This is a genomic window from Shewanella sp. SR1, assembly GCF_020447145.1.
GTDB lineage: Bacteria > Pseudomonadota > Gammaproteobacteria > Enterobacterales > Shewanellaceae > Shewanella > Shewanella baltica.
Genome location: NZ_JAJAEF010000009.1, coordinates 48,222 through 68,579, shown reverse-complemented (window position 1 = coordinate 68,579; position 20,358 = coordinate 48,222). Strand labels below are relative to the sequence as shown.

General features: G+C 46.2%; 19 protein-coding genes. 11 read left to right on the top strand and 8 right to left on the bottom strand.

Features of this window, described 5'->3' with window-relative positions:
* Positions 1-243: 243 nt before the first annotated feature.
* Both ccoG and KV201_RS10515 read right to left on the bottom strand, forming a co-directional pair.
* Entirely contained in the window at positions 244-1,716 is a 1,473-nt protein-coding gene (gene ccoG / locus KV201_RS10520) for a cytochrome c oxidase accessory protein CcoG (protein ID WP_226059278.1), read from the bottom strand.
* Positions 1,717-1,888: 172 nt separating this feature from the next.
* Complete coding sequence (locus KV201_RS10515) at positions 1,889-3,349, bottom strand: sigma-54-dependent Fis family transcriptional regulator (protein WP_011846018.1); 1,461 nt, start codon at positions 3,347-3,349, stop codon at positions 1,889-1,891.
* 382 nt (positions 3,350-3,731) lie between these two features.
* Between KV201_RS10515 and KV201_RS10510 the strand changes: the two genes are divergently transcribed.
* Positions 3,732-6,308, top strand: a complete 2,577-nt coding sequence (locus KV201_RS10510; protein WP_226059355.1) for a TonB-dependent siderophore receptor — start codon at positions 3,732-3,734, stop codon at positions 6,306-6,308.
* 122 nt (positions 6,309-6,430) lie between these two features.
* Here the strand turns inward: KV201_RS10510 and KV201_RS10505 are convergent, their stop codons facing one another.
* Entirely contained in the window at positions 6,431-6,982 is a 552-nt protein-coding gene (locus KV201_RS10505; protein WP_226059277.1) for a thioredoxin family protein, read from the bottom strand.
* 235 nt (positions 6,983-7,217) lie between these two features.
* On the opposite strand from KV201_RS10505, the gene KV201_RS10500 reads away from it, so the two are divergent.
* The gene (locus tag KV201_RS10500; protein ID WP_226059276.1) at positions 7,218-8,759 is read left to right on the top strand and encodes a S10 family peptidase; all 1,542 of its coding nucleotides are present in this window, start codon (positions 7,218-7,220) and stop codon (positions 8,757-8,759) included.
* 133 nt (positions 8,760-8,892) lie between these two features.
* Positions 8,893-9,507 carry a LysE family translocator gene (locus tag KV201_RS10495; RefSeq protein ID WP_226059275.1) on the top strand — a complete coding sequence of 205 codons (615 nt, stop codon included), beginning with the start codon at positions 8,893-8,895 and terminating at the stop codon, positions 9,505-9,507.
* Positions 9,508-9,596: 89 nt separating this feature from the next.
* Here KV201_RS10495 and KV201_RS10490 read toward each other — a convergent pair whose 3' ends face one another.
* Together KV201_RS10490 and KV201_RS10485 are read right to left on the bottom strand one after the other, a co-directional pair.
* Positions 9,597-9,917 carry a DUF3144 domain-containing protein gene (locus KV201_RS10490; protein WP_226059274.1) on the bottom strand — a complete coding sequence of 107 codons (321 nt, stop codon included), beginning with the start codon at positions 9,915-9,917 and terminating at the stop codon, positions 9,597-9,599.
* 73 nt (positions 9,918-9,990) lie between these two features.
* Positions 9,991-10,554 carry a Tfp pilus assembly protein FimT/FimU gene (locus tag KV201_RS10485; protein WP_226059273.1) on the bottom strand — a complete coding sequence of 188 codons (564 nt, stop codon included), beginning with the start codon at positions 10,552-10,554 and terminating at the stop codon, positions 9,991-9,993.
* 187 nt (positions 10,555-10,741) lie between these two features.
* On the opposite strand from KV201_RS10485, the gene ung reads away from it, so the two are divergent.
* A complete protein-coding gene (gene ung / locus KV201_RS10480) occupies positions 10,742-11,407 on the top strand; it encodes a uracil-DNA glycosylase (RefSeq protein ID WP_226059272.1) in 666 nt (221 codons plus the stop codon).
* Between the two features lie 84 nt (positions 11,408-11,491).
* Here the strand turns inward: ung and ispB are convergent, their stop codons facing one another.
* On the bottom strand, positions 11,492-12,463 hold the full coding sequence (gene ispB / locus KV201_RS10475; RefSeq protein WP_226059354.1) for an octaprenyl diphosphate synthase: 972 nt from the start codon (positions 12,461-12,463) through the stop codon (positions 11,492-11,494).
* 271 nt (positions 12,464-12,734) lie between these two features.
* Between ispB and rplU the strand changes: the two genes are divergently transcribed.
* The 7 genes from rplU (at position 12,735) to KV201_RS10440 (ending at position 17,104) form a co-directional block, all read left to right on the top strand.
* Entirely contained in the window at positions 12,735-13,046 is a 312-nt protein-coding gene (gene rplU / locus KV201_RS10470; RefSeq protein ID WP_006080526.1) for a 50S ribosomal protein L21, read from the top strand.
* Positions 13,047-13,060: 14 nt separating this feature from the next.
* Positions 13,061-13,315 (top strand): 50S ribosomal protein L27, encoded by a 255-nt coding sequence (gene rpmA / locus KV201_RS10465; RefSeq protein WP_006080527.1) that lies wholly within the window; start codon positions 13,061-13,063, stop codon positions 13,313-13,315.
* Between the two features lie 214 nt (positions 13,316-13,529).
* Positions 13,530-14,699 (top strand): Obg family GTPase CgtA, encoded by a 1,170-nt coding sequence (gene cgtA, locus KV201_RS10460; protein WP_006080528.1) that lies wholly within the window; start codon positions 13,530-13,532, stop codon positions 14,697-14,699.
* 27 nt (positions 14,700-14,726) lie between these two features.
* Complete coding sequence (locus KV201_RS10455) at positions 14,727-15,488, top strand: threonine/serine exporter family protein (protein ID WP_107402474.1); 762 nt, start codon at positions 14,727-14,729, stop codon at positions 15,486-15,488.
* The gene (locus KV201_RS10450) at positions 15,485-15,958 is read left to right on the top strand and encodes a threonine/serine exporter family protein (RefSeq protein WP_226059271.1); all 474 of its coding nucleotides are present in this window, start codon (positions 15,485-15,487) and stop codon (positions 15,956-15,958) included. The genes KV201_RS10455 and KV201_RS10450 overlap by 4 nt, the downstream gene beginning before the upstream one ends.
* A gap of 27 nt (positions 15,959-15,985) precedes the next feature.
* On the top strand, positions 15,986-16,468 hold the full coding sequence (gene folA / locus KV201_RS10445) for a type 3 dihydrofolate reductase (RefSeq protein ID WP_226059270.1): 483 nt from the start codon (positions 15,986-15,988) through the stop codon (positions 16,466-16,468).
* A gap of 222 nt (positions 16,469-16,690) precedes the next feature.
* On the top strand, positions 16,691-17,104 hold the full coding sequence (locus KV201_RS10440) for a DUF3718 domain-containing protein (RefSeq protein ID WP_226059269.1): 414 nt from the start codon (positions 16,691-16,693) through the stop codon (positions 17,102-17,104).
* 310 nt (positions 17,105-17,414) lie between these two features.
* Here KV201_RS10440 and KV201_RS10435 read toward each other — a convergent pair whose 3' ends face one another.
* Together KV201_RS10435 and KV201_RS10430 are read right to left on the bottom strand one after the other, a co-directional pair.
* Positions 17,415-19,436, bottom strand: coding sequence for a methyl-accepting chemotaxis protein (locus KV201_RS10435; RefSeq protein ID WP_226059268.1), 2,022 nt, complete (start codon positions 19,434-19,436; stop codon positions 17,415-17,417).
* Positions 19,437-19,532: 96 nt separating this feature from the next.
* A complete protein-coding gene (locus KV201_RS10430) occupies positions 19,533-20,357 on the bottom strand; it encodes a symmetrical bis(5'-nucleosyl)-tetraphosphatase (RefSeq protein WP_226059267.1) in 825 nt (274 codons plus the stop codon).
* Position 20,358: the final 1 nt, after the last annotated feature.

Here is a 20,358-nt window from a genome sequence, read left to right as displayed (position 1 = left end):
TAAGAATTCAATTTGCTTTTGCTTAAGCTTATTTTGCGTAACGTCGAATACCTGATGGATTGCAGCCACTGCTAATAGATGCCTAAGATTGGATTTTATTGAACGAAGAAGCGCTAAAGATATCGCAAGAAACACACTGTCTTTTGGGGATGAGTGTTTGATTTAGAACGGCGCTTGGGTTGACTCCCCAAGCGCCGATTTAGCGGTTAATGTAGACGGTTACCGATATTAACCGCTAAAAGCCTAGGGACTGAAGAATCCAGTTTCTTGACTCACTTGCTGGCTTGGCTGTGTAACATCCGTCACCGAGAATTGGATCATTTTGCGCCCCGAGGGGATGGCATCCTTATCGGCTAATACAGTGACGGGATAGTCCACTTGTTCACCCGCAGCCAAGGTAATAATAGGATCGGCAATCAAGCTGAAGGGCATTTCACTGTCGACGGCGAGTTGATACTGCTTAGTGTCCTGCGTTTTGTTGCGGATCTTCAGCTGATAGGTATTTTCAATCTTATTGTCAGCCGTTTCGCGGTACAGGCTCTGACGGTCTCGGATCACGTTAAGCTGGATCTCGCTGCGGCTATTCAAATCTAACCCTATCACTATGAGCATGATCACGACCGCTGCGCCGTAGCCTAAAAATCGCGGCGAGCGCCAATAGGAGTAGCTGACTCCCTTAAGATCATTCTCACTCATGTAGCCGATAAGGTTCGGTTTATAATCGAATTTCAACATGGTTTCATTACAAGCATCGACACAGGCACCGCAGTTGATGCACTCATATTGCAAGCCGTTACGAATATCTATTCCTGTTGGGCACACTTCGACACATAAATTACAGTCAACACAATCACCAAGATTACTCTCTCTGAGATTGGTTTCTTGCTTACGTTTACGTGGGCCGCGGGATTCACCGCGCTGTGCATCATAGGTCACAGTTTTAGTGTTGGCATCGAACATTACAGCTTGGAAACGTGAATAGGGGCAGCAATGTAGACACATTTGCTCGCGCATCCAGCCCGCATTCAGATAAGTACAAATGGCGAAAAACCAGACCCAGCTAGTCACCCAAAAGCTGGCATTACCCGTCAATATGTCCATATAGAGTTCGCTGGCGGGAATGAAATAGCTGATAAAACCACAGCCAGTGAGCAGGGCGGCGAGACCCCAAAGTAAGTGCTTGGTGCTTCTTTTACCTATTTTGCTGCCAGACCAAGACGCTTTGTCTAGTTGCTTGCGTTTGTTGCTGCTGCCTTCGATGCGCGTTTCAATCCACACATAGATAAAGGTCCACGCCGTTTGTGGGCAAAGATAGCCGCACCAAACGCGGCCCCAGAATACGGTAATAAAGAACAGACCGAAGGCGGCGGCGATAAAAATCCATGCGAGTAGGGTAAAGTCCTGCGGCCATAGCGTGATGCCAAAGAAGAAAAACTGTTGCTGGCTGATATCTAACAATATCGCTTGGCGGCCATCGATTGAGATAAACGGCAAGGCGAAAAACAGCACGATCAGCAGGCTATTCATCATGGTTCGCAGGCGCTGAAAATCACCTTTCTGCTCACGAAAATGGATGTTGCCAGAGGGCGTATTGCTCCCTGTTGCAGTTTCGCTGGAGAGGATTTTAATCGGAATGTGCAGCTCGACTGAGGAAGGTTTCGCGTTCACACTCTTATTCACACTTGGAGAATTGGGGGTAACTTCGCTCTTGGGCATAAAGGGTCCTAACGGCTTAAATAAGATTCGCCTCCCTATAGCAAGCGCTAGGCCAAGTTTTAACTGATTCAACCTTATGATATATATGGTTATTTTGCAATGCGAGCTAAGTGGTAGTCACGATATATCACATATTGGCGATATATCGTGCTTTTAGCTTGTGTGGTTTGAGTTATATTTCACTCGATTGACGTTGGATCCCCAGTTTTTTCATCCGCGATCTCAGCGTACTTGCCGGAACGCCTAGCACATTCGCCGCGCCGAGTGGACCGGATATTCGCCAGTTTAAGCGTTTAAGGGTCTGTTCTATATGTAAGGCTTCCGCTTCTGCTAAGGTTTGGCCTTGTGCTTGAGCTAAGGGGTTGTTGCTCGGCATCGCATGGATCTGCAGAATATCGCCTTGGGATAGAATGGCTTCGCGTTCGAGAATATTTTGCAATTCGCGCACATTGCCCGGCCATGTGTAAGCCATGAGTTTTTGCAGCCCTTTTTGGCTCACACCGCGGATTTTTTTGCCTAACTTACGATTCAAGCTGTGCAGTATATGGCTGACGAGTTCGGGGATATCTTCGATCCTCGCGCGCAGTGGTGGTACTTGAATAGGGAATACATTCAAGCGGTAATAGAGATCCATCCGAAATAATCCCTGCTCGACCCGCTTGAGTAAGTCGTGATGACTGGCGGCGACCAAGCGAATATCCACTTGAATGGTTTCGCTGCCTCCGAGGCGTTCGAAGGATTGCTCTTGGATGACCCGCAGTAGTTTTGATTGGGCTTCTAAACTGAGTTCTGCCACTTCATCGAGGAACAGCGTGCCTTGGTGAGCAAGTTCGAAGCGACCCTTACGGCGACTGGTGGCACCGGTAAATGCGCCTTTCTCGTGACCAAAGAGTTCACTTTCTAACAAAGATGCCGAAAACGCAGCGCAGTTGACGCTGATCATCGGCTTGTCTTTGCGGCGACTGAGTTGATGTAAGTTACGGGCAACGAGCTCTTTTCCTGTGCCATTTTCACCACAAATGAGCACAGTACTGTCGGTATTGGCCACCATATGCAATTGCTGGATCATGTGGCGGATCACGCTACTGGCGCCCGAAATATCCACATCACCCGTTTTGTCAGCAAGTTCAGCCTGCAGATAATGATTCTCCGAGGCGAGTCGCTCCGAGAGCGCCTGCACTTGCGCCAATGCTTGGCGTAATGACTGCTCTGTTTGCTTTTGAATACTAATGTCACGAAATATCGCGACTACGCCAATCAGTTCATTATCACGGTAAACGGGGGTGGAACTGTAATACACGGGGAAGCTGCTGCCATCTTTACGCCAGAACACATCGTGGGTGATTTCTCGGGTAATACCATCCTTTAAGGTGTTGTAAATCGGGCAATCTTCTTGGGGATAATGGCTACCATCCGCATGGCTGTGGTGATGGCAGTTATGGATATTTTTGCCCAGTAACTCTTCATTCTTCCAACCTGTCATGCGTTCTGCCGCTGGATTGATAAACACCGCATTACCGCTTAAATCAAATCCATAAATACCTTCACCGACAGCGTTAAGCAGTAACTGGTTTTCCGGTAAGAAATGCTTATCTACCGATTTTTCATTATTGACCGAAATCTCATTTGTCATCTGTGGTACTCAGGTTTGGGCGGTATTGCCTGAGTATACCTTAAGTCGTATAACGCGATATATCGTGTTTTTGATTGAACTATTGAGTACTTACCTCTTTATGGTGACATTTTGGATCACATTTTTAGCACTCTGAAATGCATTTTTACCCAATGCAGTACCTTAAAAAATATTTACCTATAACAAACTGATCTAAAAGAGAAATGACTAATATTCATTCAAAAGTCTGATTTAACATTGGATATTGTCTTATTTATGTTATAAAAATGTTCTTGTTATGTAAAAAATAACTTTGTATTGACCGTAGTTGCAAGGTTTAGGGATGAGAATCGCATAAAGCAGGTCAGGTATTCTAAAAAAATAATAAGCAGTTGGGATGAATATGATGACCTCAAAGAAGCAGAAGTTTGGATTAAGTGCAGTCAGTTTGGCGATTACATTAGCTTTGTCTGGTAGCTTCATTAGCCCGCAAGCCATGGCTGAGGAAGAAGACGCTGCTGTTAAAAATGAAGGCGTGGAAAAGATTGCGGTTGTTGGTTCACGTGCGGCACCACGCTCAATCGGCGATTCCCCCGTTCCAATTGATATTATTAGTAGTGACGACCTTAAAAAGAATGGTTCGACTGACATGATTGATATGTTAGTGACATCGGTACCTTCGTTTAACTCGCGCGCTCAACCCATCAGTGATGCGGCAACCTTAGTACGTCCCGTTAACTTACGAGGTTTGCCTTCCGACAGTACCTTAGTGTTAGTCAATGGTAAGCGTCGTCACCGCGCAGCTGTGATTGCGTTCCAAGGCGGTGGCATTAACGATGGTGCTCAAGGCCCAGATATTTCAGTTATTCCTGGTTCTGCATTGAAGCAAGTCGAAGTGCTGCGTGACGGCGCTGCGGCGCAATACGGCTCTGATGCGATTGCTGGGGTAATGAACTTTGTCTTAAAAGATAATTCCGATGGTGGCTCCATCACAGTGACCCAAGGTGAATATTACGAGGGTGACGGTGCCACAACCACAGTCGAAGGCGATGTTGGTTTACCGCTGACAGATAATGGCTTTGTTAACTTAAGCTTCCAGTATAAAAATGCGGATGCAACCAGTCGAAGTGTGCAGCGTCCCGATGCGGCTAACTTAGCAGAGCAGGGTAATACTGCGATTAATGACCCCGCTCAAGTATGGGGTAATCCTGAAATCAATGATGACTACTCAGTGTTCATCAACTCAGGCTTAGACATTAATGCCAATATGCATGCCTATGCCTTTGGTAACCTGTCATCCCGCGATGCCGTGGGTGGTTTTTATTATCGTTACCCGCAAAATCGTAGCAACGTGTATTCCAATGACGATGGTCAAAACTTACTCGTAGGTGCGGTTAATGGTGTTCAGTCGACTTGTGCGGCTGTGCCTATCCCTAAAAATGCTGATGGAAGTGACGGCAACGTACTCGATACTGATGCTTACAAGGCGATGGTTGCCGATCCAAATTGCTTTGCCATGAACCAGATATTCCCTGGTGGCTATACGCCGCAGTTCACTGGCACCATTGAAGATATGTCTTTCTTCGCCGGTGTAAAAGGCGATATCGGCGAGTGGAATTATGATTTCAGTGCCGGTACGGGCAGTAACAAAGCCAGCTTTGGCCTTAAAAACTCTTTAAATCCATCACTGGGATTAGACACGCCGACTGATTTCGATACGGGTGCCTATGAGCAAGTTGAAACCACAGTTAACTTAGATTTCTCGCGTTTCATTACTATAGGCGGCATCGAAGACATTAGCTTTGCTTCTGGTTTTGAATGGCGTAATGAGTCGTTTGAGATATCTCAAGGTGATGAAGCCTCGTGGATTGCTGGCCCTTATGCTAACCAAGGTTTCAATATTGGTGCGCACGGATTTAAAGGCTTTGGCCCAGAATCTGCGGGTAAAAACTCTCGCCACAATATCGGTATTTATACTGATCTAGAAGCCTATTTAAGTGATGACTGGTTAGTCGGTTTAGCACTGCGTTACGAAGACTTTTCGACCTTTGGTGATACGTTAAATTACAAACTGACATTGCAGTATTCCGCAACGGATGAGTTGTCGTTCCGCGCATCACACAGCACAGGTTTCCGTGCGCCAACAGTGGGTCAAGAAAACGTCGTCAACACGCAGACATCGATTATCGAAGGTGAACTGATCCAGACGTTTATTGCGCCACCCACCGATCCACTTGCGGCATTTTATGGCGGGGAAGTGTTAAAGCCTGAAGAGTCAACAAGCTATGCGTTAGGCGCAGTGTATGAATACGAAAGCTTTTTCTTAACGGTCGATTATTACAACATTGGCGTTGAGGGTCGTATTGCGCAGTCGAGTAAGATTGATGTTGAAGCTAAAGACTATGATGCGCTGCGTGCAGCGGGCGTTGAGTTCCCTGAGTTGATCCAAGGCGTGAGTTATTACACCAACGACTTTGATACTACGACTCAAGGTATCGATATCGTCGCCTCCTATGATGCGGAAATTCTGTCGGGTAATGCTAAATTCAGTCTTGCCTATGGTTGGACCGATACCAGCGTTGATAAATACGATCCCGAAACCACTGATGAAGGCAAGGTTCGCCGTTTAGAAGATGGTATTCCTGCACACCGTGCAACCTTGACCTGGGCGCAGTCATGGGATCAATTAAGCATGTCACTGCGTGGTAACTACTTCGGTGAGTACTATGCGACTCATGCTGACGATACCTCTGATTGGGGTTCTGAAATGGCCGATGCTGCAGTCACCATAGATCTGGAAGTGAGCTATGAGTTATTTGATGGCTTAACTCTGGCGGTAGGAGCAAATAACCTATTCGACCAAAAAGCGCAAAAGCTGAAAGACGGAACCTTAGGCGAACTCGGTGGCGTTTACTATGAAAGTGGGCCGTTCGATTACAACGGTGGCTTCTACTATGGCCGTGTAAATTACCGTTTTTAATGAGTAAGCCAATTTATAGAAGCGATTTCTAACCCACCTTTCAAGAAATTTGGCTTTTATAGATTTGAAGTGAAGTGAGCAAAAAGGCTGCAGTGCAGCCTTTTTTATTGGTTATTTTTTCGTTAGCTGCGATTCGTTTGTGCGGCAGCAAGGCCATTCAGCACATCACTCATACTGAGTTTTGACGGCAAAAGAATGCCATTGGGTGCGCTTGGACCGTAGATTTTATTGTAGGGCGTACCAGGTACACCTTCATGGCGCATATAGCTTTCAATCGTTTTGTTGGCTTCACTCCAGTTGCCTTGCATCAGGATAATGTTGTCTGCCATTAAGGCATTCACAATTTCTTCCCTGTGGGTGACTTCGGCTTTATTGGTTTGGCAAATGGTGCACCAATCTGAAGTAATATCGACAAATACGGTATAGCCTTGGGCAACCAGAGGCGCAATTTGCTCGGGCGCTAAGGTGTGCCATTGCAGTTTTTGATAGGCTTGATAATCCTCGCCTTTATGTACAAATCCAATAATAGCGCCGAGTCCTAAGGCGAAAAATCCCAGTACAAATATCACCGCCAGCGGTATGGTTTTTCCTTTTTGTCTTTGCCAAAGCAGCAGCAAGATAGCGCCGATTAATAGACAAAGAATGATAATACTGATCAGAGTAATAGTGCTCATAAAACTTCCTGCTGGAGAATGGCGTGCCTTTATTAACCATAGAGGCTTAGGAATACAGACTTAGATTCGTGCTTATCTTAGCGGTTAACGGCTTAAATCAGCGTGAATTTATGGGATTTCATTTGTGCAGCCCTTTGACGCATTCAGTTGCAATTGTGTTTTGCGCCTGCTGTTGAGTCTTTGTAAGCTGGGCAAGATGATAGTTACCGCTATAACAAAAATAAAAGGAAGTAAGATGACACCTTTACTATCGCGTCGACGCTCGTCGGCTAGGCCGCTTTGGTCATTATTACTGTTGCCGTTGATCGTATTCTGCTCGAGCCTGAGCTATGCCGAAACCGCCAAAAAGGCCGAAGATAAAGCCGACAAGCTTGTCCCTGAGGTGGTTAAAACCGAGCATAAGATGACGATTCAAGGGCAAAAAGTCAGTTATCAAGCGATAAGTGGCGAGACTATTTTAAAGGATGATAAAGACGAACCGCTGGCGAGTATTTTCTCTATTACCTATTTACGTGACGATGTTAAAGACAGCAGCAAACGCCCCGTAACCTTTATTTTTAACGGCGGTCCGGGTTCGGCATCGCTCTGGTTGCACATGGGCTTATTTGGCCCTAAACGTGTGGTGGTGCCGGATGCAAAGGATGACGGCGCAGCACCTTATCGTATTGAATCAAACGATTACTCTGTGCTCGATGAGTCCGATCTTGTGTTCATCGATCCCGTAGGTACTGGCTTTAGCCGCGCTTTAGGCGATAAAAAAGGTGCTGACTTTTGGGGCGTGAAAGAAGATGCCCAGTCGATTGCCGAGTTTATTCGCCGCTGGTTGATTGAGCATAAACGTTGGAACTCCCCTAAATATTTGGCCGGCGAGAGTTACGGTACTACCCGCGCGGCAGCACTTGTGAATGAATTGCAGGGTGGTTGGACCGACATTTCGGTCAATGGAATTATGCTGATTTCATCCATTCTCGATTTTAGTCATGCCCGCTACCAGCCGGGTAATAATCAACCATACATTGGTTTTTTACCGACCATGGCGGCGACGGCTTTTTACTATAATAAAGTCAGCGCTGCGGATAAAGCTTTAGGGCTGGAGGCTTTTATTGAGGAAGCGCGCCAGTTTGCGATCAAAGATTATGCCCTCGCGTTGTTGCAAGGCAGCCGCTTAACACCCGAGGCATATCAAGCTGTACGTCAAAGCTTGGCGCGCTTTACGGGTTTAAGTGAGCACTATTTAGATCGTGTTAATTTGCGCGTGAGCGCCAGTCGATACACTAAGGAGCTGCTCAGAGAGCAAGATTTGACGATAGGACGCTTAGACAGCCGCTACACAGGTAAAGACTACGACAGTGGCGGCGACTCAACCGACGATGATCCATCAGGTTATGGGATTGATGGCGCTTATACGGCTGCCATGCATCAATATCTGTATGACGATTTGGGCGTGACCTTATCCCGTCCTTTCAACGTTCTCTCCGTTGATGTGAACCGGAGTTGGAATTGGAATATCAGTGGCAAGCAGATGCACTATGTCAACGTCGCCCCTTATCTTGGCCAAGCGCAGCGTGAGAACAAAGATCTGCGGATTTTTGTCGGCAACGGTTACTTTGACTTTGCGACGCCATTTTTTGCCACCGAAAATACCTTTGCTGATAACGGCATAGATAATAGTCGTGTGAGTATGCATTACTATAAAGCGGGACACATGATGTACGTTGAGCCCGAATCCTTAACACAGTTAGTGAAGGATATCCGTGCTTTTTATCAGCCTAAATAGCCGTTAATTTATCGACAAACGGATTGATTAGCGTTAACGCCTTAATGGCGCAATGCTAGAATAGCAAACAAGTTAAGGCCCCAGAGTTTATATACATCAATGGGGCCTTTTTATTCGGCGTAAGGTGTGTTCAATGAGTTTTAGTACTTGGTTAGGTTTATTGGCTATTTGTTGTTTGGGGGCTATGTCGCCGGGCCCAAGTTTAGCTATGGTGGTGCGCCATACATTAGGCGGTGGACGGGGCAAGGGCATAGTTTGTGCGTGGGCACATTCAATAGGCATTGGGATTTATGCGCTGGTGACGTTACTTGGCTTAGCCGTCGTACTTAAAAAGGCGCCCTTAGTCTTTAATGGCATTGCGATTCTCGGTGCTTTGTATCTGGCTTGGATGGGAGTTCAGGCGCTGCGTTCCAAGGGCGGTATGCAAGCTAAATTGGCCGCAGGGGAGGCGACAGATACCTTGACCGCAGCCCGTGATGGTATCGCCATTTCCTTATTCAATCCTAAAATCATGCTATTTTTCCTCGCATTATTCAGCCAATTCGTGATGGTGGCCGACAGCATGACAGCCAAAGCCTTAATCATTTTTACCCCATTAGTGGTCGATGGCCTTTGGTACACGCTTATCGCTTTATTGTTATCCCACTCAAGCGTGTTGCCTAAGTTACGGGAAAAGGCAGGGTTAATTGATAAGTTGTCTGGCGTGGTATTGATACTGCTGGCGATCCGTGTGGTATACACGCTTTAGTTATTGATTGCAGGTCATCTGTTTAAACAAACAAAAACGCCATCAATCGATGGCGTTTTTTATGTTTTCGCTATACATGAAGGGCGTACTTAGCCTTTAAACATTTGCACTGAATTGTCGGCTTGTTCTGCCACCGCGTCTTGGAGAATTGGCGGATTCGCGATGTGATCGTCTAAGTTGTCACTCAGCATTTCTTTGAATTCACTGCTAAACCATTCTAATGCACTTTCTTTCTCGGCGCCGAGATCCGCTGATTTAATCGCGGCTTCGAAGGCGTTAAAACGTGCCGCGGCAAAACGGAGTGCTGTGCCCACTTTACCTACATCTGCTTCTTGTTGGCTTAGCTGATTGGCTAAGGCAATAAACTGATCGGCAAGTTCGTAAATGGTGGTGTTGCTCGTGTCGGTCATGGCGTTCACTCTAAAAAGTAACAGATTAAAGTTCGATTCTAACTTAATTGACGTAAGAAGGAATCGTCAGGCATTAACTATTGGGATCTGTGTCGGTAATGACGACTCCGGTTTGGGAGTCATAACTGATCGAGAGTTTGTCGTTTGTTCGATAGAAATAAGTGCACTTGCCAGGATTGGTATAACTGGCTTTGTAGTCGGTTTCTGTCACATCAACATTTAAGCGCGAGACACTCGGTTGGGTATTTTGGAATAATACTTCCCATACAGAGATACAGTCTTCGACATTATCAAGTGACGGTGAGGCTTCATTACCAAAGATATAGTGCTGTGCAGGCCAGCCGAAGGCGTTGAAATCCACTTGTTCAGATTGCGCCGTGCCAAATACAGGTAAGTCTTCTTTTGGACCTGAGCCCACTTTTACCGCCCAAACGGAGCGCGCCAGATTGATGGCTGACTTAAAGCCACCGCCTGCGGCTTTGACTGTAGCGATTTGCGCATCTTGCTGCACATTGATAAATTTTGGCAGGGCCACTACCGCTAAAATACCGAGCACTATGATGACCACCACAAGCTCTATTAAGGTGAAACCCGTTTGATGTCGTTGCATCAATTTATCAGAATGTTGGATCATCATGGCGTATTAGACAGTGCGAGAATGGGCGCACTATAGCATTTAAATTCGAATGTTTTAAATTGAAAGTCTTAAAGCGAAACACTGCAAACATAGCCGTATCACTTATCGACAAGCATAACCTTCGAACTTGCCATTCTACAGCAGGGCTTTTAAGCTAACCCGATAATAGGATTGAGGAAGTAAAATCGTGACTCAGGTGACATGGCAAACATTTATCGATGAGCAAAGGGCTTTGCCTTATTTTCAGCAACTAAGTGCATTTGTAGACAATGAACGTAGGGCTGGGAAAGTGGTTTATCCCCCCGAAGCCGATGTTTTTAATGCTTTTACTATGACTCCGCTTGAAAAGGTTAAAGTGGTATTGATTGGCCAAGATCCCTATCACGGCCCAGATCAAGCCCATGGTTTATGCTTTTCGGTCAAACGCGGTATTAAACCGCCGCCTTCCTTAGCCAATATGTACAAGGAATTAGCGACAGATATTGAGGGCTTTACCATTCCATCCCACGGGGATTTATCCGCATGGGCGGAGCAGGGGCTCTTAATGCTCAATACGGTATTAACCGTTGAGCAAGGTAAGGCGCACTCCCATGCTAAAGCGGGCTGGGAAGTGTTTACTGCTGCCGCGCTGGAATTATTAAATCGCCAGACACAGCCGATTATTTTCGTGCTTTGGGGCAGTCATGCCATCAAAAAAGGTCAAGTGATTAACGCACCGCAACATCAAGTGCTCACTGGGCCGCATCCTTCACCTTTATCGGCCTATCGGGGTTTCTTTGGCTGTGGGCATTTTTCTCAAGTGAATCAATTATTACTTGAGCGGGGCGAAGCGCCGATCCGCTGGCAGGTTTAATCTTAGGATTGCGGATTTGAGGCAATAAAAAAGGTCTTACTGAGTAAGACCTTTTCTTTGGGCTAAACACGAACTAGCGAGCGATCAATGATTACGGTCGACCGAAATTTTAGCAAGCGCAACTAAGGCTTGCTTGTAGTCGCTGTCGGGCAGAATCGATAATGCCTCGATGGCTTTCTCTGATTCTTCAATTGCTTTTTGTTGGGTGTAGTTTAACGCGCCGCAATGGTGCAGTGCTGCCACGATTTTATCTATGGCCTGTGTACCATCGCCTTGCTCAATTGCTTGACGTATGAGGTGTTTCTCTTCGTCTGTGCCATGGGCAATGGCATAGATGAGTGGCAGAGTTGGTTTACCTTCAGCAAGGTCATCACCTATGTTCTTGCCTAGCTCATCACTGTCGGCGGTATAGTCGAGTAAATCGTCGGTAAGCTGGAAGGCGGTACCAAGATACTTACCATAGTTACCTAAGGCGGTTTCTTGCTCTGGCGTCGCACCCGCTAACACACCCGCAAGCAGAGTAGCCGCTTCAAATAACTTAGCGGTTTTGCAATAAATGACCCGCATATAGCTTTCTTCTGTGGTGTCAGGATCGTTGCAATTCATCAGTTGTAAGACTTCGCCCTCGGCCAATACGTTCGTGGTATCTGCTAACACTCTGAGCACTTTCATGCTGTCGAGTTCAGTCATCATCTGGAATGAACGGGTATAAAGAAAATCCCCGACCAGCACGCTGGCGCTATTGCCGAACAGTGCGTTGGCGGTTTCTCGTCCGCGGCGCAATGTCGATTCATCGACTACATCATCGTGGAGCAATGAGGCCGTATGGATAAACTCAATAATCGCCGCTAGCTTAAGATGCGCTTCGCCTTCGTAGGTCACCGCACGTGCGGCTAATACCGACAGCAGAGGACGAAGACGTTTACCACCACCATTAATAATGTAAAAACCTAATTGATTAATTAGGGCGACATCTGATTCAAGCTGTTTATATATCAGCTGATTGACTGCTTGCATATCAGTGTCAGCCAGTTGACGAATAGCGTTTAAATCCATAGTAGACTCTGGTTGTGGGGTCATTACGTACCGGCCCCTGTTTAGGCTCACGTGTTATAATGAAATGAATTTTACCTAAAATTCTGACATATGACAGCACTAGCTCAACTAATGTGAGAGTTAATCCGGTCTTTTTTTATTCTTTCCTAATTAGGGCTTGCCAGAGTTAGATTCTTCGCGTAAACTCCGCGCCCATTGTCAATAAAGTTTTTATAGCACCCTGCCTCATCCAAGAATGAGCCCGCGTGTTAGGAATTGGAGTAAAATAGCTATGTACGCTGTTTTTCAAAGTGGTGGTAAACAACACCGTGTAGCCGAAGGCCACACTGTTCGTTTAGAAAAGTTAGAAGTTGCAACTGGTGAAACTATCGAATTCGATCAAGTTCTTTTGATCGCTGATGGCGAAACAGTGCATGTTGGTGCTCCTTTAGTAGCTGGCGGTAAAGTCGTTGCTGAAGTTGTAAGTCACGGTCGTGGCGATAAAGTAACTATCGTTAAGTTCCGTCGTCGTAAGCATCACGACAAGAAAATGGGCCACCGTCAGTGGTTCACTGAAGTTAAAATTACTGCTATCAACGCATAATAGGAGTCTAACTCATGGCACATAAAAAAGCTGGCGGTTCTACTCGTAACGGCCGCGATTCAGAAAGTAAACGTCTAGGTGTTAAGCGCTTTGGCGGTGAATCAGTTCTAGCTGGTAACATTATCGTTCGTCAACGTGGTACTAAATTCCACGCTGGTGTAAACGTAGGTATTGGTCGTGACCATACTCTGTTTGCTCTGACTGACGGTAAAGTGAAATTCGAAGTTAAAGGCGCTAATAACCGTAAGTTTATTAGCATCGAAGCTTAATTTTCGAACCTAGCTTATACTGTTAAAGCCCCGCCATTGGTGGGGCTTTCTGTTTTTTGTGCTTCTATTTACGCCGTGTAGATGCTTGAGTTGGTAAATGATTACCAAGAATGAGCATTGACAGGTAAGATTGGGAGCAAAGTATCTCGAGTTTTTTGGCGACCAATGAAGTTAGACGGTATAATTGCTTCATTCAGTGGTGCCAGGAGTAAGTATGAAGTTTGTCGATGAGGCAGTAATTAGGGTCGAAGCAGGCGACGGCGGTAGCGGTTGTGTTAGCTTTAGGCGCGAAAAGTATGTACCTGATGGTGGTCCTGATGGTGGTGATGGTGGCGACGGCGGCAGTGTTTTCCTGCAAGCTGACGAAAACTTCAACACTTTGATCGAGTTCCGTTTTGAACGTTTTCACATGGCTGAACGTGGCGAAAATGGTCGTGGCCGTGATTGTACCGGTCACAGCGGTAAAGATCTGATCTTAAAAGTTCCTGTTGGTACTCGCGCGGTCGATCATGATACTGAAGAAGTCCTTGGGGATTTAACGACCCACGGTCAAAAGCTATTGGTTGCCAAAGGTGGTTTCCATGGTTTAGGTAACACCCGTTTTAAGAGCAGTACTAACCGTGCCCCACGTCAAAAGACGTTAGGAACACCTGGTGAAGTTCGTAGCCTTAAATTAGAGTTGTTACTGTTGGCTGACGTTGGTTTGCTTGGCATGCCTAACGCGGGTAAGTCGACATTCATTCGTGCGGTTTCCCGTGCAACGCCGAAAGTGGCTGATTATCCGTTTACAACACTCGTGCCTAACTTAGGTGTGGTTAATCCACGTCCTGGTCAAAGCTTTGTGATCGCGGATATTCCAGGTCTTATCGAAGGCGCAGCCGATGGTGCGGGTTTAGGTATTCGCTTCTTAAAGCATCTTGAGCGTTGTCGTATTCTACTGCACATCATCGACATTGAGCCTATTGACGGAACCGATCCGGTTGAGTCTGCGCGCGCTATCGTTGGTGAGCTTGAGAAATACTCTCCAAAGTTGGCGAGCAAGCCACGTTGGTTAGTCTTTAACAAAACCGATTTGCTGCTTGAAGAAGAGCTGCAACAAAAGGTTGATCGCATCGTTAAAGAAATGGGTTGGGAAGGCGACGTTTACACTATTTCTGCCTACAACCGCGACGGCACTAATGAGTTGGCATTAAAGCTCCTCGATTATATTGCGAGCCTGCCACCAGAAGACAATGAAATCGACCCAGACAGTGAAGTCGAGTTCAAGTGGGATAATTATCATCAAGCTAACTTAGATTCTGTGAATGAAGACTATGTTGATGAAGATGATGACGACGACTTTGATGATGACGACTACGACGTAGAAGTTATTTACCAGAGATAATCTTACCGTCTTAATTTTGAGAGTTCCGTGTACGCAGATACTCAAAATGATATTACTCGGCAAGTTGTGCGTGCTGCACAACTGCTACTGGCCTACGGCGCAGAATCTGATTTAGTTGAAGAAATCAGCCAGCGTCTAGGTCAGGCTTTAGGCCTTGCCAGCGTAGAGCTCTCTATTTCCTCCAATTCCCTCGTATTAACCAGTTTGGTTCATGGTCGCTGTATCACTACGACTCGTCGTATTCGTGAGCATGGCATTAATATGACCATAGTTTGTGAATTACAACGCATCTGTTTATTGGCTGAAAAAGGTCTGTATGGCCCCAACGAAGTCCGTAAACGTTTGGCGCGGATTGAGCCTAAAACCTATCCACCGAGTTTAGTAGTCTTCATGATTGGCCTGTCTTGTGCCAGTTTTTGTCACCTGTTTAATGGTGATCTTATCTCGTGTGTGATTACCTTTTTTGCCGCAGCTGTGGGCATGTCGGTACGTTTAGCGATTGCTAAGCGGCATTTTAATTTATTGGTTAACTTTGCCGTCACGGCTTTTGTCACCAGTATGTTGGCTCAAACTGGCTATGTGTTTGCATTGAGTGAAACGCCTAAGGCTGCTATGGCCGCGAGTGTGCTAATGCTGGTGCCGGGTTTTCCGATGATCAATGCGATTTCCGACATGGTGAAAGGGCATATGAATGTTGGCATCTCCCGTTGGGGCCATGCGACCTTGCTGACCGTTTCTTCTGTGATAGGCATTACGATTGCAATGCAGATCGGCGGGATTTTCCTATGATGGAATTACTGATAACGCTGCTGCACGATGCTTTTTTCTCAGCAATTCCCGCCGTGGGATTTGCTATGGTGTTTAATGTTCCTAAACGATTTCTTCCCTATTGCGCCTTAGCGGGAGCCATTGGTCATAGCTCGCGTACTTTAATGCTACAGTTTGGTTTACCGATTGAGTGGGCCACCTTTGCCGCGGCTGCAATCGTCGGGGTTATTACGATAGGGTTTGGAAAGCGCCACTTAGCGCCACCTTTAATGTATGCTGTCGCCGCTATTATACCTATGATCCCAGGCACTTATGCCTTTAATACCGTCATTGCCTTAGTGCAACTGACTGCTCAGTCTCAGGTGAGTCCTGAACTGACGGCACAAGTGATTAGTAATGGCCTCAAAACCGTCTTTATTCTCGGGGCGTTAGCTGTGGGGCTGGCCATGCCGAGCTTGCTGTATTTCAGAACCCGCCCCGTCATTCAATAATTCTATTTCAATAAAACAGGAGTGAGCATGCGCATTGCTATGATAGCCGCGATGGCAAACAATCGAGTCATCGGAAAAGAGAATAAAATGCCATGGCATCTTCCTGAAGATCTACGTCACTTTAAAGCCATGACCCTAGGTAAGCCTGTGGTGATGGGGCGTAAGACCTTTGAGTCCATTGGTAGACCCCTTCCTGACCGACATAACATAGTGATTTCACGTCAAACGGATCTCGTCATTGAGGGAGTGACCTGTGTGACCTCTTTTGATGCAGCCAAACAAGCCGCCGGCGAGTGTGAAGAGTTAGTGGTGATTGGTGGCGGACAGCTTTATGCCGAGTTATTACCTTACGCAGATACCTTATATTTGACGCAAATCAAGCTTGAGGTTGAGGGCGATACATTTTTCCCCCATTGGGATGACGGAACTTGGAAAGAAACGGAATCTTTGTCTAGTATAAATGCGGATGGTTTGGAATATCGCTTTATCAACTTGGCAAAAAAATGTTAAATTGCAGCCTCTGTTGTGTACCCTGTGTGTATGGGTCGTCAGTTTATCTAACGTATTGCATCATATCGGACATTTAGTTTTCACGGAAAGAAGAGATAGCCTATTTCGTTATCCTAGATTTCGAACGAGAGCTAAAGCCAAGAGGTCAATACCCTTTAGAGACGAGATGCAGCCCATACAAAATTGATAATAAAACTATAAGAAAGTATTAAGGAGTATCGGATGCGTCTTATGCCTGTAGCCTTGGCTGCGTTAATTGGATTTAGCTATATCACTGTACCAACCCCTGCTATTGCGGGCGTTGATCCACTCGTAGCGAGTATTTGCGATTACGTAAAAGCTAACGATAAAAACCGCCTACGTAAAAAGTTAAAAGAAAGCCGCGTTAAGCTACGTCAGATTTACAGTGGCATCAGTTGTGATGGCGCAAGTCTATTGCGTACCGCTTACGGCGCGAGTGCTAACGATGCCGGTGAGTTTGTGGCTAAACGTTTGTCGGTGACGGAACTGAGTGTCGCTGAAGCCGATGGTATGACTATCCAAGCTTGGGCTGAAGCAAACGGTCATGGTGATAGCCCTATCACTGCAGCAGTGAAAGAGCGTCTTGGCGCTGCTGCGGGCGGCGAAGAAGAGTAATCGCTGAGATGGACTCGTTGCTCCGAACTAGCGGCACTTTAGCTCTATTTGCAGCTTAGTGATTTTAATTGACGAGTATTAAGCAACGGGTTTAAGCCATTAGCGTTAAGAGCCTAGTATTAAGCGCTTTGCATTAAACGCCTTGTCTTGAATCAGAAAAAATGCCGAACTTAAGTTCGGCATTTTTTATGGCCCTAATTTGCACTAAGTCGGTCAGACCGAGTGATTGGTATGATAGGGAAAGTAAATTTGGCCCAAAAGAAAGGGCCGCTAAGCGACCCTTGGTTTAGAAGATTTTAGCAATTAACATTTAGACTCTAAATTCGCCGACTGAGGCTTGAAGCTCTTCAGCTAGTTTGGCGACTTGATGGCTAGACTGAGCCGTTTGATCTGCGCCGATAGCGGTTTCTTCTGAAATGGCAGCAATATGCTCCAGTTTCTCAGACACTTGCTGACTCACTAAATTCTGCTCTTGAGCAGCATGGGCGATATGAGTGCCTGAGTCATAGGCCTTATGCACAGACTGGCTAATGGTTTCGAGGGCAATGTTGGCTTGCTCAGTTTTTTCAACACAGGCGTTTGCCTGAGCACGTCCCATATCCATGGCGGCAACGGCTTGCTCTGCACCTTGTTGCAACACTTCGATCATCTGTTGGATCTCTCGGGTCGATACTTGAGTACGTGAGGCTAAGCTACGGACTTCATCGGCAACTACCGCAAAACCACGACCTTGTTCACCGGCTCTAGCAGCTTCAATGGCGGCGTTAAGGGCGAGTAGGTTAGTCTGCTCTGCAATGCCGCGGATCACATCCAAAATTGAGCCAATTGAGGCGCTATCAGACTGCACTTTATTGATCACAACGCCTGCCTTGGCCACTTCATCGGCTAAAGCCAAAATCGTCAGTTTGTTCTCTTCGGCAATGGCTCGCATATGCTGAGTTTCTTGGTCGGCTTGCTTGATTTGCTCAAGGGCTTGATCGGCACTTAACGACACTTGTTGCGCGCTAGAACTCAGTTCTGTGGTTGCAGTGGCCACTTGGTCCACTTGGCTTTTTTGCTCTTGAATGCCGGAGGTTGTTTGCGCTGTGATGGCCGACGTTTGTTCAGCTGCCGCGGCCAGTTGGTTCGATCTATCCAAGATACCGATAATCAAACTGCGTAAGCTATCGACGAGACGGTTGCAGTTTTTCGCCAGCTCTGCAAATTCATCGTGTCCAGAGTCATCCAGCTTATGGGTAAGGTTGCCTGAGGCTAAGACGTTAAGGGCATTGTTCACTTGGCTGAGTGAGCGTTTGAGCGGGTTCACTACAGCAAAACTCACAATGACAGCGACAACAATGGCAATTAACACTACAACCATGGTTTGTATGCTAGCAGAGTCAATCTTAGCTATGGTGTCGTTGCTCATGTTGGCGGCAACAAGTTCGATGTTATTACTCACATCATCCATGTTGGAATTAATAACTTTCACGTCTTTTTCGATAATACCGAGTTTGACCACAGCTTCTTTAGCATGGGAAAGCTGGCTCGATTTCAGCTGCAACATAGATTGCGGGCCAGTAACAAGCGCTAAAACTTTTTCAATATCTTTAGTGACTGAACTTAAGGTATCCGCATCGACGATACCTTGACCGTGACGATTCACATATTCAAGTTTGTTTTTGGTTTCGCTGATAATGTAGTCAAGTTCTTTAGAGATCAGTTCGTGTTTATTGTCTTCTTCATTGGTCACTAAGTCTGCGATAGTGGTGATGATATTCCCGAGGCTAGTATCAATCGCGCTGGCTGACGCGGCCAGACTCTGCTCATCGGGATTTTGACTGCTTTCTAAATCAACAATATCGAGCAGTTCCGATGAGGCATCATCGGCGGCATTTTCGAGTTTTTTCTTTAGATTAACTAACTGTTCTTGCTTGCTTAATGAAGCTTCACGTTCGGCGATCATAGCAAGGCTGTCTCGCTCGAAGGTGGAGAAATTGCCGCTTAATTGGCTGATTAAGGAGGTGAGCTCTGGCTGGCTTTTGACTAATTGAGTGACGTTGGCTATTTCGTTTTTGAACTGAGTGCCATGATCATCGAACACTTTACGAATACTGGGAATATTGGCCGATTTAGGCGTGTGATAGGCAATCAGGATTTGTCTTTGTTGCTCGCTCAAGGTTTCACTGAGGTGATTGGTTGACTTAAGCGCAGGCAAGCTTAATTCTTGCATCATCGCCGAGCTTGCTTTTAGGCTGTTGTTGGTGAGGTAGGACGTAAATCCTAGCACCACGAGTAAAAGCGTGACAATACCAAATCCGCCAATCACTCTGGTGGCTACGTTAAATTTCATAGGATACTCCGATTTTTATTATATTTTTCCAAATGAAAACAGGGCGATTTCAGGGTTAGGCGGCTCAGTCTGTTATCGACTTTAAGCTGTTTTAGTTTAACTCTTTTTTAACTTTTTTTGCGTAATTTTTTGGTCTTTTTCAAGATGCCATAGGGTTAAGTGTTCACCCCAGCAACAACCTGTATCTAAAGCCTTTAATTTAGTATCGCCGACATTGCCCATCAGTGCTGCCCAATGGCCGAAAACCAAGGTATGGCTCTGGCGCAGGGGCGAAGCAAACTCAAACCAAGGTTTGAGTTGTGGATTAGTACAGTTTTCAGGAGGTTGTTTACAATCAAAATCGAGTCGGCCATCGACATAGAGGTAGCGCATGCGTGTTAATGCGTTGATGCAGTAACGTAGGCGCTCTATGCCAATTGCACTTGGGTCCCATTGTTCGGCGCTATCCGAATACATTTGGCTTATCAGTGCCTCAAGATAATCATCTTGTTTGAGTGCGCAACTGACGAGTGCGGCTTCTTCTTTTAAGACTTCAAGCGACCACTGCGGTGGTACACCCGCATGACTCATGATGAGTTGGTGTTCAGGTAATTCACGCATTAGGGGTTGCTGTCTCAGCCAGTCAATTGAGGCTGAAATATCGGGCGATTCAAGAATTTCAGTTAAATTATCGCTGGGCTTAGCGCGTTTGAGCTTGCCGTGTAACGCCATTAAGTGGAGATCGTGATTGCCTAAAACCGTTTTAGCGGAATCACCTAAAGAACGAAAAAAGCGCAGTGTAGCTAAGGAATCTGGTCCGCGAGCAACAAGATCACCTACAGCCCAGAGTTCATCACGTGAGGGATTAAAATCGACCTTAGCGAGTAATTTTTGTAATTCAGCGAAACAGCCTTGAATATCACCAACAAAATAATGCGCCACA